At 59.5% G+C, this 15247-nt stretch carries 10 protein-coding genes; all 10 read right to left on the bottom strand.

Translation table 11 applies throughout. From position 1 onward, the window contains the following. Positions 1-386: 386 nt before the first annotated feature. Positions 387-1058, bottom strand: coding sequence for a hypothetical protein (locus ACZM8Y_RS15435; protein WP_337431157.1), 672 nt, complete (start codon positions 1056-1058; stop codon positions 387-389). 51 nt (positions 1059-1109) lie between these two features. Further along, on the bottom strand, positions 1110-1529 hold the full coding sequence (locus ACZM8Y_RS15430) for a helix-turn-helix domain-containing protein (protein WP_482334783.1): 420 nt from the start codon (positions 1527-1529) through the stop codon (positions 1110-1112). 1128 nt (positions 1530-2657) lie between these two features. Then, entirely contained in the window at positions 2658-3434 is a 777-nt protein-coding gene (locus tag ACZM8Y_RS15425; RefSeq protein WP_337431889.1) for a bifunctional adenosylcobinamide kinase/adenosylcobinamide-phosphate guanylyltransferase, read from the bottom strand. A 1315-nt stretch (positions 3435-4749) separates the two neighbouring features. Continuing rightward, complete coding sequence (gene cbiR / locus ACZM8Y_RS15420; RefSeq protein WP_482334813.1) at positions 4750-5670, bottom strand: cobamide remodeling phosphodiesterase CbiR; 921 nt, start codon at positions 5668-5670, stop codon at positions 4750-4752. Between the two features lie 23 nt (positions 5671-5693). Continuing rightward, complete coding sequence (cobS, locus tag ACZM8Y_RS15415) at positions 5694-6443, bottom strand: adenosylcobinamide-GDP ribazoletransferase (protein ID WP_479859748.1); 750 nt, start codon at positions 6441-6443, stop codon at positions 5694-5696. Further along, positions 6440-7471, bottom strand: a complete 1032-nt coding sequence (gene cobT / locus ACZM8Y_RS15410; RefSeq protein WP_479859747.1) for a nicotinate-nucleotide--dimethylbenzimidazole phosphoribosyltransferase — start codon at positions 7469-7471, stop codon at positions 6440-6442. Before cobT ends, cobS begins: the two co-directional genes overlap by 4 nt. Positions 7472-7497: 26 nt before the next feature. Next, positions 7498-8487, bottom strand: coding sequence for an adenosylcobinamide-phosphate synthase CbiB (cbiB, locus tag ACZM8Y_RS15405; protein ID WP_479859746.1), 990 nt, complete (start codon positions 8485-8487; stop codon positions 7498-7500). Beyond that, entirely contained in the window at positions 8484-11834 is a 3351-nt protein-coding gene (locus ACZM8Y_RS15400; RefSeq protein WP_482334208.1) for a cobyric acid synthase, read from the bottom strand. Before ACZM8Y_RS15400 ends, cbiB begins: the two co-directional genes overlap by 4 nt. 95 nt (positions 11835-11929) lie before the next feature. After that, positions 11930-14131, bottom strand: coding sequence for a cobyrinic acid a,c-diamide synthase CobB (locus ACZM8Y_RS15395; protein WP_479859380.1), 2202 nt, complete (start codon positions 14129-14131; stop codon positions 11930-11932). Between the two features lie 22 nt (positions 14132-14153). Beyond that, the coding region (locus ACZM8Y_RS15390) for a precorrin-3B C(17)-methyltransferase (RefSeq protein WP_489501870.1) at positions 14154-15247 on the bottom strand (1094 nt) is incomplete at its 5' end.

Raw genomic sequence — 15247 nt, 5'->3', positions numbered from 1 at the left:
TATGGTTCTATGACATTAAACGCACCCGGAAGTAATGACTCAATTTCAACAATATCAAGTCTTGAATGCTTAGGAAAAGTATTGAGAAGTATGGTTTAGTAATCGAAATTTTTAACAATAATTTTGTATAGATATTTATATTTTATTTTGAAATAAAATATAAATGAAAGTTTAAATTTTTCTAACTTGGGAACAACATTATCTGTGGTATGACCGATTATAGTATCTATCATTGCCTACGCTGATAGCTGTAGCTATCTGGTGGTCACATTAGGTTGTAGCTGGTTTTGAGCGAATGTATGTTTTGTCACCCTTGGCAAGTATATCAGTAAAATTCGGTCACAAAGGTCAAACCCAAAAGACGGTATTTTTTTACGGTGAATCCTTTATACGCAACCAATTACGGAAAAATCAGGAACACCGAAGGTTTTTTCTGCGTGGAACGGTGCGGTCATGTTTTCCAGGATTTCTCTTACTGAGCGACACCGCTTTTCGGAGTCCTTTCGGGCATCCAGCGGCGTTTCCTGCTGCATCTTGTATTCGGTATTCGGACGCCACCGTTTGTAGTCATGGAGAAAATTACTGATGCTCTGGGTGGTTCCCGCAGGTACGTCATCTGCCGATGGTGCACAATTCAGGGAATGAAGATGCAGCCAGATGCCGAAGGGCATGGCATCGTTGGCGACGGGCGGAAGCTTTGCCGCGAACGCTTCAAACTCAGGTCGTAGTCGTGCCTTGTTTGCTCTCCATGCCTCATGCTGGCGTTGTTCCCGTTCCTCCCGTGCCTGAAGCGCCTTTCGCAGGGTTTGAGAGCGTCCCTGACTCACCTGTTTAAAAGGGCGTAGAGGATCGAGCCAGCGTTGCTCGCGCAGCCAGTTGCCCACGCGTTGCCAGCTTTCCGAGGAGGCGAAGCGCTGGATGGCGGCGTGAAGTTCCGGGAGTGACGGGAGTTGTCCCTTGCGCAGAAGTTGGAGCCAAGCCAGCCGCGCGAAGCTCTTGGCGTCCTTTTTGGGGGACAATGCCCAAGTGGATTCAAAATCCTGAAGAGAGGAAGACACCCCCCCGCCGCAGGCGCTCTGACCGTGCGGTGAACGGTACTAGCCGTTGTTTCACCTGGCGCATGGGGGGAAGGGGGGATTCTCTTTCCGTTGTTTGTTAAGAGTGTTTAAGTAGTCAGATTTTGGCTCATAAGAGGGAGTTTCTGACTGTTTACGGGTAAACTTTGTTCCCTGGTTTTTTATGAGTTCTTCAGGGCATAACAGATAATAGACGGACGAGCGGTACTGTTCCTGTCTGATGGAAATGAGTTTTTCTCTGACAGGTTCAGCAAGGTAGTTTTTAACGCTGCTGATGCTGCATGAAAGTCTCTTGGCAAGAGTAGCTTGAGACGGCCAGCAACGGTCATTATCGGCGGCATAGTCGCATAAAATTGCGTACATGATTTTTGCACCAGGCGTGATGGACTTTTGCAAGACGAACCGAGGTAAAATGGGGCCATGTATATTTCCTTTAGGGGCAAAAGTTTCCATTCTTTTCTCCCGGCCTGGAAAAATAAAGAATATATTCGTTATAGCAGTTATGATAATTGTTTTTACACTCGTAAAACACATTATCACAAAAAACTATTGAATCGACGTTCGATTTATTTCCGGGGCTTGATGTTAGCTCAAAGAAAGGATGCTTTGAGGCGAGTTGACACTTACAAAACGTGGTACCACAACATGTCCGCAGGTGTTCATTTGCCTAGAGATAAGCGTGAGTAGTGGTGGAGCGCGTATATGTGGAAGGATGTCTGACCCCGAAGGAATGAGGACGGAAGTAGAGATGCAAAAAAATCCTGCTGACCATATGTGACACATGGGCAGCAGGAGTTTTTTGCAGAGAACGAAAAAAACGGTGCTGAAAAAACAAAAATTTTTCAAAAAAAATTTGTTTTCAATAACTATGGTATATTCTTTTGGAAATAAAAGAAGACTAGCAAAAAATGGATAAGAAATCGGATAAGTAATCAGGGGAAAAAGTCGGTAAAACCTGTCAGGTCCCGGTTCTGGTATTTTTATATAACTATAGTAAATTAAAGAAAAATTATCTATATTGGACGTATTAGTCCGATATGTGAGGGACTCTCTCTCTCTCTCTCTCTCTCTCTCTCTCTCTCTCAAAGATTTTTAGTGTTATCTAACTTATTGGTGCCGCCTTTATTCCTAACGGAAAAGCGTGGTGGAGCCTTTTTTATAGCTGTGTCATAGAAAATGGTTGATATTTTTCCTTGAAGTTCCAAAAGAATAATCGGCAAAATACCTTAGCCGTGGATTCCGCTGATGGGAAAACTGGAGAAAAGGGCCATCTTTTTACCGTGCTGTGGAGATGAAACAGCCACATACCATGACAGGGCTTTTTTTATGGCTGTGTTATAGAAAATGGTTGATGCTTTTTTCCTTGAAGCTCCAAAGGGATAACCGGTAAAATGCCTTGGCCTTGGATCCCGCCAAGGGGAAAATTGGAGAAAAAGGCTATATTTTCACCTCACTGTGGAGATGAAACAACCACAAACTATAACAGAGCCTTTTTTATTTGAGGGCAGGAAAGGCCAAAGGCATACTGCTTTTCCTTTTGGAGTAAGGAAATAGGAGCAGTTCTATCCCATTGGCACTTTTTTATTCCTCCAGCCTGAGCAATCTCCCGGCAATGACGAGGAAGGCTTCACGGGCTTGCGCGGCGATAAGCTGGTTGGCGAGGCCGAGTCCATCGTGATAATTACGTCCGAGCCGGGTGGGTTCGATGCCGCCAAGCCCGGTTTCGCCGGAAACGACCACCCAGCGGCAGCCGGAAGAGCGGATTACGGCAAGCAGTTCTTCCGTTTCGTGGCGCACCGCCTCCTCAAAGGCAAGCAGATCTTCGGGATCAGGCAGGCTGAACAGGATATTTGATACCCACAACGTCACGCAGTCCAGCAAGATGGTAGGAACCCCCTTTGCCTCGCCTTGCACTTCGTACGTGGCTTTTTTGAAATCCCTATCTGTTTTTGGGGCCGTATCCTGCTCTTCTGCCTCCCAACTGCGGGGGGCGCCATCTGAATGGCCTCCCCTCGGAGTGGGGTTTCCACCGTTGGATTGTCGGGGCGGCATGGAAGCGGTTCTGGCGTTTTCTCCAGTGCCCCATCCAGAAACATTTCCTGCCATGCCGTATTCCATGAGAGCGGCGGCAATGCGCTCCCCAAGATGCAGCGGGCATTCGAGCGTTCGCCAGTTTTCCGGGCGGCGGGCACGGTGCCGCCGGATGCGTTCCGTCATCGAGGGATCGTCCGACCGCGTTTCGGCTGTGGCGACATACAGCACTGGGCCGTCGGCACGTTCAAAAACGCGGGCCTCCGCGCGCGCGCTTTTGCCGCTCCGCGTGCCGCCGAGATAAAGGGTCAGATCAGGCTTATCCATACTGTTGGCCTTTGCGGATAGAAAGCTCCTTCGGAAAAGGGTTCCCATCAGCGCTATTTTTTAGATCGTGCGTCAATTATATATAATTTATTGAAATTATGAAACTATTTTCGAGCTACAAAAAGATTATTTTCAATAAGTTCAATAGTTATATGTTCAATGGCGACACGACTTAGGCTGTGTCAGAAAAGTGGCTAATGCGTTTTTCCTTGAAGTTCCAAAGAAATAACCAGCAAAATGCCTTAGCCGTGGATTCCGCCAAGGGGAAAACGGGATAAAAAGACTGTATTTTTCACCGTACTGTGGAGATGAAACAACCCTATACCCTGACAGAGCTTTTTTATGCGGGAAAATGTTGCATCGGTGACTTGCCGCGAGTCAAACGCAAACACTTCCCCCATGCGGAACATCCATTTTTCTGATGTTGTTGGCTCTGTCATAGGATGTGGCTGTTTCATTTCCACATATAGTGAACATATGGCTTTTTTCCAGCTTTTTCGTTGGTAAATTCCATAACTGATTTATTCTATTGGTTGGTTGTGCCATAGGAAATGGTTGATGCTTTCTTGAAATCCTAAAGGAATAACCAATAAAATATCCCAATCATGGAGTCCACCAGCAGAAAAATTTGAGAAAAAGTCTGTATCTCACCATGCTGTAGAGATAAAATAAATATATGACGGAGCCTTGGTTATCCCCTTTGGAACTTCAAGAAAACGTCAGCCATTTCCTATGGCACAGCCATATTTTTTGGCTCTTTTTAGTATGTGGTTGTTTCGTCTCCACAGTACGGTGAAAAATACAGCCTTTTTATCCAGTTTTCCCCTTGGCGGAATCCACGGCTAAGGCATTTTGCTGGTTATCCCTTTGGAGCTTCAAGGAAAAAACATCAACCATTTTCTATAACACAGCCTTTTAATATTGGCTCTGTCATAGTATATAGTTGTTTTATTTTTTATAATATATTAAAATATAAAATTTTTATCCTGTTTTCGCTGATGGGCTCCATGATTGGGATATTTTATGGCTCTGTCATAGTATATGATTGTTTTGTTTTGGTAATATATTGAAAATATATGCTTTTTATCCAAATTTTCCGCTGGTGGGCTCTGTGATTATGACACAGCCTAATATTTCATTTGTTCTTTTAATCCATGATGGAACCATTCCCATTGAAAATATGACTGCCTTCCATGCTTGGGAAAACCTGTGAAAAGGGATTCGATAAGGTCAAAAGTCTTTGAAGATGGAGGGGTGGGGTTTGGGGAGGGGAGGAAGGGACTTTCTGGAGAAAGTCCCTTCCTCCCCTCCCCAATTATTCCCTCCCCAATCGTTTTCCCTGATACCGCTCCCACGACTGCATGAGCACGGCATGAGAAGCGGCAAAATCCTCGACGGAAAAGACCTCAAGGTTGAGCACGCCGGAAAACCCGGCCTTCCAGAGGGGATGCGCCACTTTGTCCACGAGCTCCGGCGGCATGAACCGGAGCGATTTGTGGTCACGCGGGCGAGGCCCGAACAGGCGGGGGAGGTTCCTTCCCACCGGCGTTTCCGGGGCCTTTTGCCTGCCTTGCAGTTTTGCCGCGCCCGCCGCACCTGCCCCGTCCCCGCGTGGCTCTAGGCCATGCAGATGGATGACGCGCACCCGTGGGAGCCACGCCGCAAGCACAGGGGCGGGATCGCCGCCGTCCTTCCAGATATGCCCAACGTCGAGACAGCGGGAGTACGGCGTGCCCGCAAGCCAGCGATCCCAGAACGTGGGGGCGTAGGACTCAAGGTTCTCCACGGCGAGGCGTTCCGGCGCGGGCAGATGCGCCGCGATTTCACGCAATGCCTCGGCGGTCCACTCCTGCTGTTCGGCGGAAGGTTCCCGCCCTGTCCCGTGCAGGGAGGGGAAATCCACATGCAGTACGAAACTGTGCGGATCGAGCGGGCCGGTGAGTTCGGCGGCGCGGCGGACTTTCCCGATCATCGCCCGCGCGCCTTCCCGTGTATCGAAATCGGCGTCCGTGGGCAGATGTACGTGTAAGGTCGCGCCCTCTCCGGCAATGATCCTGCCGATTTCGGCGATTTCGCCGGGTGTGGCGAGGTATTCGCCACTCCCGCCCGTTTCCAGCAGCAAAAGCGCCACGTCATCGCACCGCTCCGCCGCAAAACGCACGGCGGGCACATAGGCCGCGTGCAGCAGGAACGAGGTCGCGCCAAGGCGCAGATTCGGGAGTGTGTATTTTTGCATCAGGCTGTGTTCCTTATTTAACTTCACACGCAACACACGACGAGGACGGCGCATTCCGTCAGCTCAATGAGGCACCCGAAGACGTCCCCGGTGACGCCGCCGAGCCGCTTCTTTGCGGCGGAAAGCAGAAGGCATGCGGCGAGTAGGGCGGCGACGAGGGCGTAGAGCCCGCGCATCCCGTTGGCGGCACACAGGCCGAACCCGGTTGCAAGGGCGATCAGCTCATGGCGTAGGGCCACACCTTCGTGCAGGGCTTCGCCGAGCCCGCCCGGACGCGCCGAGGGGACGCGCATCGCCGCGAAAACCATGCACCGCGCCAGCGTCCCGGCAAGGCAGCAGGACAGCAGGAGGGGCACGAAGGCGTCCGGCCCGCTTCCTTCCGCCTGAAACGTGCCCGCCAGCGCGCCGAGGGCCGCGGCCTTGAGTGCGAGGATGAAGAACAGCGCGGCCCCGCCGAACGTGCCGAGCCGGGAATCCTTCATGATTTCCAGACGCCGGGCCGGGGGAGCCTCTACGATGAGCCCGTCCCCGCAGTCCGCCACGCCGTCAAGATGCAGCCCCCCGGTCACGGCGACCCAGACAAGGCAGCCGATGACGCCGCACAGGGAGGCGGGCAGGATCTGCGCCGCAAGGCCGAGGGCGAGGGATACGAGCAGGCCGATGATGAGCCCGACCACGGGCAGCCAGACGGCGACGCCCCGGAAGGTGGGCGGCAGCGGCGCGGAACCGATGGGCAGGCGGGTGAAGAAGCCGAGGGCGGCGCGGAGCGTCATTGTATGCCTATGCCTTGTAACGTGTTCATTTCCGTAAGGATGCGGACGGCGGCGTCGATGATCGGATAGAGCAGCGCCGCGCCCGTGCCTTCCCCAAGCCTGAGCCCGAAATCAAAATAGGTGGGGATGCCGAGGTAATCCATGATGAGCCGATGCCCCGGCTCCACGGACGAATGCGAGCCGATGAGCATGTCCCGCACGCCGGGCCGGATGCCCACGGCAACGGCTGCGGCGGCCCCGGCGATGAAGCCGTCCACCACGACCGGGATGCGCAGCGACGCCCCGCCGAGCATGAGCCCGCTCATGGCCGCGAGCTCCGGCCCGCCGACCTTGGCGAGCACGTCGACGGCATCACGCGGATCGGGGCGGTTGACGGCGATGCCGCGCCGGATGAGGTCGGCCTTATGGCGGACGCGCCCGGAAGGGATGCCGGAACCGATGCCCGTCACCTCGTCAACCGACGCGCCGGTGAGCACGGCGGCGATGGCCGAGGAGGGCGAGGTGTTGCCGATGCCCATTTCCCCGGCGGCAAGCAGGGTTGCGCCCTTGGCCGCCTCCTCGCGGGCCATGTCGATGCCCACCTGTATGCAGGCAAGCGCCTCTTCACGGGTCATGGCCGGGCCTTCGCTGAAGTCGCGGGCCGCGTGCATGACCTTGCGCCGTATAAGGCCCTCCACGTCGCCGAGGTCGCCCTTCACGCCCACGTCCACGACGGAAAGCCTCGCCCCGGCATTGCGGCAGAAGGCGTTTATCGTCCCGCCGCCCTTGACGAAATTGCGTACCTGCATTTCCGTCACTTCCTGCCCCGTGGCGCTCACGCCCCGAAGGGCGATGTCGTGATCCGCCGCGAACAGCACTACGGCCTTTTCGGGAAAGGCCGGGCATTCGTTCCCGGTGATCCCCGCGAGCCGTACCGCCAGTTCCTCAAGCCTGCCGAGGCTCCCCGGAACCTTGGCGAGGTTGTCCAGACGCCGTTGCGCCGCTTCCGCCGCCCTTGCCGAAAAAGGGGGGATCGTCAGTGTGTTCATGGCCCTTCTTCTCCAACGGATGGTCTTTACAAGCTCAACATGCCGATAAGGAACACTTCAAACAGCGTGAAGACGATGACGGAATGCCACATGAGCCGCACCGCCAGCACGATGTGAGCGGGCTTGGCGTCGGGGGTTCCGTCGCCGAGCCACGGATGGTCGACGCGCAGATCCCCATACACGGCGGGGCCTCCGAGCTTGAGGCCGAGGGCCCCGGCAAAGGCCGCCTCGCTCCATGCGGAGTTGGGGCTTTCGTGGGCCGCGCGGTATTTCCAGCCCACGGGCAGGATGTCCCCGTGCCGCAGGTTCGGGATGATGCGGGAGGCGAACGCGATGCAGGGCAGGGACAGCCGGGCCGGGACGAAGTTCAGGGCATCGTCGAGCCGTGCCGCGAATGTCCCGAAACGGATGTACTTTTCGTTTTTCTTGCCCCAGAGCGCGTCAAGCACGTTGGCGGAGCGGTGCAGCACGGCAAGGCACGCGGCCCCCGGATATCCGAAAAAGAACAGGCCGACGCCCGCCCAGAACAGTGTGGACAGGACGCCGTCCGTGAGGTTCTCGCCCACGCTTTCCACACAGGCGCGGGCCACGCCGTGGGCGTCGAGGCGTCCGGGGTTGCGGCCCACCATCATGGAGACGGCCTTGCGTGCGCCTTCGAGGTCGCCCTTGGCAAGCGGGACGGCGACGCGCAGGGCGTGCTCGTCAAGGCTCCGGGGCGCGACGCAGATCCAGATGGTGATGGCGGATACGAACCACGCCGCCCGCGGCTCGGCGTAAACTTGCGCGGCCCACGCCAGCCCGCCAGCGAAGGCGGCGCAGGGCAGGACGACGAGCAGGCAGGCGAGGGCGCCGGAAAGGGACATCAGGGCGTTGTTGGGGCCGCGCCGGAGCAGGGCCTCCATGCGTGAGGCCAGCGCGCCCATCATGCAGACGGGATGCACGCGGGAAGGCAGTTCCCCAAAAAGGCGGTCGATCAGCAGCGCGGCGGGCAGCAGCGCGAGGAAGGCGAGGTTCATTTCAATCCCATGCTTTGGTAAATGGTTTCCATATCTGAATGTTCGCGCACAATGTCCGCGAGTCTGTCCAGCGCCTTTTCCAGATCATAGGCGGCCAGTTGGCGGCCCTGCGGTGCAAGGCCGACGTCGGCGCGCACATGGTCGAGCCACGCGCGGCGGAAGGCGTCGTCATCAAAAACGCCGTGCAGGTAGGTGGCCCAGCGCCGCCCGGAGACGTAGCCGCAGATGCGCGCCTCTTCGGACGGATAGGCGCGGTCGGCCCGCAGGAACAGCGGCAGGGCCGAAGGGCCGTGCTTGGTGAGGCCGTGATGGATTTCATAGCCGCCGGACGGCACGCCGAGCGGGGTTTCGGCGCGGGCCACGCGCACAAGCGTCTTATCCGCAGCGAAGGTCGAGCGCAGATCCATGAGCCCAAGCCCCGGCACTTCCGGCGCGGCGGACTCGATGCCGTAAGGGTCGAGGATGGCCCGGCCTAGGATCTGCAACCCGCCGCAGATGCCGAAGATCCATTTGCCGCGCTCCGCGTGTCCGAGGATCTTCCCCGCCAGCCCGGAACGGCGCAGGTCGTCGAGGTCGGGGACGACGCTTTTCGAGCCCGGAAGCATCACCACATCGGGGTCGCCCCACTCCTCCGCGCGGCGCACCGGGCGCAGGCTGACGTCTGGTTCGGCGGCGAGCGGCGCGAAGTCGGTATAGTTGGATACGTGCCGCAGCATGACCACGGCGATGTCCAGCGCCCCTTCCTTTTTTTCCCCGCAGCCGGCGTGCCCCCATGAGAAGCCCGCCATGTCTTCTTCGGGGATGTTGAGGTCGCGTATATAAGGAATGGTGCCGAGCACGGGAGTCCCCGTATGGTCGAGCATGTATTCATGGGCCGGGCCGAGCAGGGAGGCATCCCCCCGGAAACGGTTGACGATATAGCCGGTGAGCAGGCGGCGTTCGGCGTTGGTGAAGGTCATCCACGTGCCGAGGAAGGAAGCGTAGACGCCGCCCCGGTCGATGTCCCCGACGAGCAGCACGGAAGCCCGCGCATGTTCGGCCATGCGCATGTTGACGACATCGTGGGCCTTGAGGTTGACTTCGCCGGGGCTGCCTGCGCCTTCGAGCACCATGACGTCATGGCCTGCGGCGAGGCTGTCGTAGGCTTCGGTGACGGTCTTCCATAATTCCTTTTTTTTCTTGAAATAGTCGAGGACGCCCATGTGCCCGATGGGTTGTCCGAGGACGACGACCTGCGATCCCGTATCCGAGTGCGGCTTGAGCAGGATGGGGTTCATGCGGACGTCCGGGTCGACGAAGGCGGCCTGCGCCTGCACGATCTGGGCGCGGCCCATTTCGTCGCCCGCCGCCGTAACGCCTGAGTTCAGCGACATGTTTTGGGCCTTGAACGGCGCGACGTTGTAGCCGTCCTGCCGGAAGATGCGGCAGTAGGCCGCCGCAAGGATGCTCTTGCCCGCGTTGGAGGAGGTGCCTTGCAGCATGAGGGCCGGGGTATGGCGGGGGGAGCGGCGGCGGTAGGGTATGCTGGGGGAAGGGAGGAGAAACCCTTCTGAAGAAGGGCTTTCTCCTCCCTTCCCCCAGGCCCCCATCCCTCCTCTTCCTAAGATTTTTGTGTTTATCGAATCCTTGTTGTCGGATTCGGGTGAAGTGGGAGGGATATTTCCGTATATTTTGCTGTCTGATTCGGGTGAAGCCGCAGTTTCAGGGGATGCGTGGGAAGGGCCCCTGCACCCCGTGTTCTTCTGTTCGGGGGTAGCCGAGTTTTCGAGGATCGGGGAGGGGGAAATCCCGCAAGCCGCGTTGTGTTGGGGCACATCTGGGGTTTTGTTTCCGCACACGTTGTTGTGTTCGGATGAAACCGGGGGGATGCTCCTGTAAACTTTGCTGTTTGATTCAGGTGAAGCCGCAGTTTCAGGGGATGCGGGGGAGGGAACCCCGTGTCCCGCGCTGTTCTGTTCGGGGGTAGCCGGGTTTTCGGGGATCGGGGAGAGGGAAATCCCGCAAGCCGTGTTGTGTCGGGGCATGTCTGGGGTTTTGTTTCCGCACACATTGTTGTGTTCGGATGAAACCGGGGGGATCTTCCTGTAAACTTTGCTGTTTGATTCAGGTGAAGCCGCAGTTTCAAGGGATGCGGGGGAAGGAACCTCGCGCCCCGTGTTGTTTCGTTCGGGAGCAGCCGGATTTTCGGGGAGTTGGGAGGAGGGAGCCCCGTGCATCGTTTCCCGGATCGCGGAGAGGGCTTCGGCAAGGCGGCGGTGGTCTTCGGGAAAGCGGACGGCGGCACGGAACCATGAGCCGTCTTCAAGCCCATAATAGTTGGAGCAGTCGCGGACGGCGATGCCGAAGCGTTTGAGGAGGATGCCGAGCAGGTTGCGGGGCGCGCCGGGCCAGCGGAACAGGACGTAGTTGGCGGCGGAGGGGTAAACCTCGATTCCCGGCAGGGACGACAGGGCGGCGGCGAGATCCGCGCGGCGTTCGGCATTCTCGGCGCGGGTTTGTGCGGCGAACCCCGAAGTGTCCGCGAAGACGGCTTGTGCGGCGGCCAGCGCAAAGGCGTTGACGCTCCACGCGGGCAGCTCGTCCCGGATGGCCTGCGCCAGCCCCGCATCGGCGGCGAGATATCCGAGGCGCACCCCCGGAACGGCATGGAACTTGGTCAGCGAGCGCAGGACAAGGGCATTTGGGGGAAGCCGCCGCAGTACGGAAGCCTCCGTTTCCGCCCCGGCGTATTCGACAAACGCTTCATCAATGATCCAGATGAGATCGGAGCGCAAGGACATGAGGCGCAGGCATTCTTCAGGGGTACGGAACAGCCCTGAAGGGTTGCCGGGATTGGCAAGGAAGACCGCCGAACCCGCAGGGGCATCGGTGAGCGCGCCGAGCAGATCCCGCGTGGGCACGGCTGCATCTTTTTCCGTTTCCGCGCCTGTTGCCGGGCCGCCCTGATTGGTTTCGATGATGCCCCCCCATACGGGGATGGCCTCTATCCCGGCGAGGCGGCAGGCTATGCCGTATTCGCTGAATGCGGGCTCGACCACGCGCACGGAAGGCACGCCGCGCTTGCGGAGCACGCGGGCAAGCGCATGGATAAGCTCGTTGCTGCCGCTCCCGAAGACGAAGCGGGAAGCGTCCATCCCATGATGCCGGGCCGCCGCGAGCATGGCTTCCTCGGCATGGGGGGAAGGGTAGGCCGCGAGCGTGGTCATGGCCCGGAACAGCGCGGCACGGATGAACTCCGGCGGGCCTTCGGGCCGCACGTTCACGCTGAAATCCAGCAGGGACGCCGGATCGCGTCCGGCTGTAGCCGCCATGCGCAGCAAGTCGCCGCCGTGGGCTTCGGGTTTCATAATGGTTTCCTCTTTCTCAGGTTGCCGGGGCGGTTTCCCTCAGGCGTACTTTTCTGGGGCTGTCTGGACGGTTCCCCTCTGTTGCGGGCCGAGGATCAGATCGGTATGCCGCTTTCCATAAACAGGGCCTCAAGAATGCAGGCCGCGCAGGTTTCGGGATCGGTGCGGGTGGTGTCCACAGCCATCTGGTTGGGGAGCGGTACATGGATGGAGCGCGCCTGACGTTCGGCGTGCCCCCAGTCCGGCGTGCGATCCGTGCGCAGGGACTCGCGGCGCTGCAATTCTTCGGCGTCGCAAGTGACCTGTACGGACAGGATGGGAACGCCCGCCAACCGTCCGAGCAGATCGTCGACCCAGCCCGGATCTTCTCCGATGACGTGATCCGCGATGACCCACGCGCCCGCCTTTGCCGCCGCCGCGACGCCGGCGTGGAAAGTCTCGATGAGCGGGAGGCCCGTTTGCGCAAGCCCCGCGAGTACGGATTCATGCCTCCCCGTGCTCGCCCTCAGAAGCTGATCGATGGAAAGCGTCATGCAGCACAGCCCGTAATCCGCATGAAGCCGCGCTTGCAGCGCCTTGGAAAGCGTGGTCTTCCCCGAACTCGACGGCCCGTTTAAGAGGATGACCTGACCGGAGGGGAACGTGCTGGAAGGGCGTGCGCCCCCCTGAAGGGCCGGGCTGCCGAAATCCCGGTGAACCCCGATCCGGGGGGAATCCGCCGTCTCTCCATTCGCCGCCCTATCCGCCGCAAGGTTGGTATCAGGTTTCCCGTGCTTCCCGTTTTCCCCGTGTGTTCCATCAGGGGTGTGGGAGAAACAGGGGAGAGGGGAAGGGCGGGTTTCACCGTTTATTCCGGGATGTCCTTCATTTCCCCAATAGAGATGGACGTATCCGGCCCTGACGTTGCCGAAGGCGACCCCGGCTTTTTCGATGCCGGAACGGGTACGGACTTCATACAGGGGCGGGTAATCGCGGTGCAATTCGATGTCCGACCAATGGAACTCGTGCCCCCGGAAGACCCCGCCCAGCAAGCCGAAGGGCGCGCCGGAGAGCATGGAGGCCTCCCGATACCCAAGGGAACGGATGCGCCCGCCCATGCGCGCCGTGGCGTCGATGACCCCGCACATGGGCCAGATGCGGAGCCCGCCCCGTGTGCCCCCGTCCTCCCCGGAGGCTTCGAGCGTGGCGCAAAGATACATATAGCCGCCGCATTCCGCATAGATTTCCCCGCCTTGTGCGGCGAAATCCCGGATGCTTTCCCGCATGGCGGCGTTTTCGGACAGCTCGCGGGCGAAGACTTCGGGATAGCCCCCGCCGAGGTACAGCGCCTCAATGCCGGTCGGCAAGGCCGTATCTGAAAGCGGGGAAAAGGGGACGGGTTCCCATCCCCGCGCACGCAGGACGCGCTCATTTTCTTCGTAATAGAAGCGGAAAGCCTTGTCCTTGGCGATGCCCATGCGCCGGGGGCGGGCCTCTTTTGGGGAAAAGGCCCCTCCTCCGGGGGTGAGGCCCATGCGATCGGGCCGGAGGCTTGCCGCAAGCGGCGGTTCGGGCTGTTCAGTCGGTTCGGGCAGTTGGGGCGGTTCCGGGCGTTTCGACGTGGTCAGCGCAAGAAGGCGATCAATGTCGAGATGCCGTTCCGCCATATCCGCCAGCGCGTCGAGCCATGCGGGGGTCGTCCCGGCTTCTTCCGGGGGGATGAGCCCAAGCTGGCGTTCGGGGAGCCGCCATTCCTCACGCCGGGGCAGCGCGCCGAGCAGCGGCGGAAGGCTGGAGCGTTCCAATGCCTCGCGCAGTATGTCCGCATGGCGGGGGCTTCCCACGTTGTTGGCGATGGCCCCGATGAGGCGGACGCCCATGCGGGCGGCATGAAGCCGGAACCCGGCGACGAGTGCAGCCGCGGAACCCGCCATGCCCCTGCCGTTGAACACGAGCACGGCAGGAATGCCGAGGGCGCGGGCGCAGTCGGCCGTGCCGCCCGCCGGATCGCCGGGATCGCGGCTGTCGAAAAGCCCCATGACGCCCTCGCAGACGGCGGCGTCGGCATCGTGCGCGCGGCTTCCCCACAGCGCCCGGACTCCGTCGCGGCCCATCATCCACGTATCGAGGTTGCAGGCGGGCCGCCCGGTGGCTTGGGCATGGAAGCTCGGATCTATGTAGTCCGGCCCGCATTTGAACCCCTGCACCCGCAGGCCGCGCCGGGCAAGGGCCCGCATGAGCGCGATGCTCGCCGTGGTCTTGCCCTCGCCCGAACGGGGCGCGGCGATGCAAAAGGCGTGGAATGTCGCGTGTCGCATAGGCTGTTCCCCTTCCCCGTCATTATTCCATATACTTCTCGACATACCCCCGCGCCTCATACATGGCCCCGGCGTCCGTAACCGTGCGCGGGCCGCCGATGATGACGAGGGTGGACATATCCACTTCGTCGGTGGGGAAATCGGCGAGCCTGCCGATCCATTTCGCCTCCTGAGGCCGTCCGGCATGGCGGACATAGGCGCACAATACCTCATCCCCGCGATGTTCCCTGAAAATGTCGAGCGCCTCTGCGAGCAGATGCCGCCGTTTGCGCCCGGCGGGGTTGTAGAGCGCCACAGGCAGGGCGGACTGGGCCACGGCCCGCAGGTTTTGCCGCACTTCATCCGAAGGGACAAGCAGATCGGAAAGGCTCACCAGTGAAAAACCGTTCTGGAGCGGCGCCCCAAGCGAAGCCGCCGCGATGTTCGCCGCCGTGATGCCCGGCAGGACGCGGATCGGGATGCCCGCGAATTCCGGTTCCCGCGCCCGCAGCTCGAACAGCAGCCCCGCCATCGCCAGGATGCCGGGATCGCCGGAGCAGACCATACAGACCTCCTGCCCGGCTGCGGCGGCTTCGAGCGTGGCCCGGCACCGTTCCACCTCTCCCATCATGCCGTTCTGGATGATGTTTTTCCCGGCGATGCGATCACGGATGAAATCGACGTAATGGCTGTATCCCGCCACCGTGCCGCAGTGCCTGAGCGCGGTATCCACCTCAGGCGTAATCTGCCCGGAAGCGCCGGAACCAAGCCCCACGACCACGACCTGCCCGCCTGCGGCCTTGGGTGCGGAGAGGTGCGGCAGCCGGGCCAGCGCCAGCGTGACGTCACCAAAGGCGGCTTTCGGGGCATACAGTTTGGGCTGGGGGGTTGAGCCGTACCCGGCGGAAAGCAGGCACGCGGCCTCGCTCACCGAAGCGGTGCCGACCTTTTCGCGGACTTTGGCCGAAGGCGTGGGCACGGGCACGGCGTCAAGCCGGGCGGCGGGGTGGAACTCCACAGGCACCTGCCATTTTTCGCCCAATTCGAGGATGGCGGGCTCATCGGCCTTCACGTCGCACGAGGCGATGGCGGCGATGTGCTCGCGCCGCAGGCCGAGATCGGAGAGATGGCCTTCCG

The sequence above is a fragment of the Bilophila sp. genome, from assembly GCF_057864385.1.
The sequence above is the reverse complement of the archived record's forward strand: the minus strand, read 5'-3'. Positions and strand labels throughout refer to the sequence as shown.

Excerpts from the sequence above, each read along its gene's own strand:
- ACZM8Y_RS15395 (WP_479859380.1), bottom strand. The coding sequence starts at position 14,131 with ATGCGACACGCGACATTCCACGCCTTTTGCATCGCCGCGCCCCGTTCG.
- ACZM8Y_RS15430 (WP_482334783.1), bottom strand. The coding sequence starts at position 1,529 with ATGGAAACTTTTGCCCCTAAAGGAAATATACATGGCCCCATTTTACCT.
- cobT (WP_479859747.1), bottom strand. The coding sequence starts at position 7,471 with ATGAACACACTGACGATCCCCCCTTTTTCGGCAAGGGCGGCGGAAGCG.
- cbiB (WP_479859746.1), bottom strand. The coding sequence starts at position 8,487 with ATGAACCTCGCCTTCCTCGCGCTGCTGCCCGCCGCGCTGCTGATCGAC.
- cbiR (WP_482334813.1), bottom strand. The coding sequence starts at position 5,670 with ATGCAAAAATACACACTCCCGAATCTGCGCCTTGGCGCGACCTCGTTC.
- cobS (WP_479859748.1), bottom strand. The coding sequence starts at position 6,443 with ATGACGCTCCGCGCCGCCCTCGGCTTCTTCACCCGCCTGCCCATCGGT.
- ACZM8Y_RS15400 (WP_482334208.1), bottom strand. The coding sequence starts at position 11,834 with ATGAAACCCGAAGCCCACGGCGGCGACTTGCTGCGCATGGCGGCTACA.
- ACZM8Y_RS15425 (WP_337431889.1), bottom strand. The coding sequence starts at position 3,434 with ATGGATAAGCCTGATCTGACCCTTTATCTCGGCGGCACGCGGAGCGGC.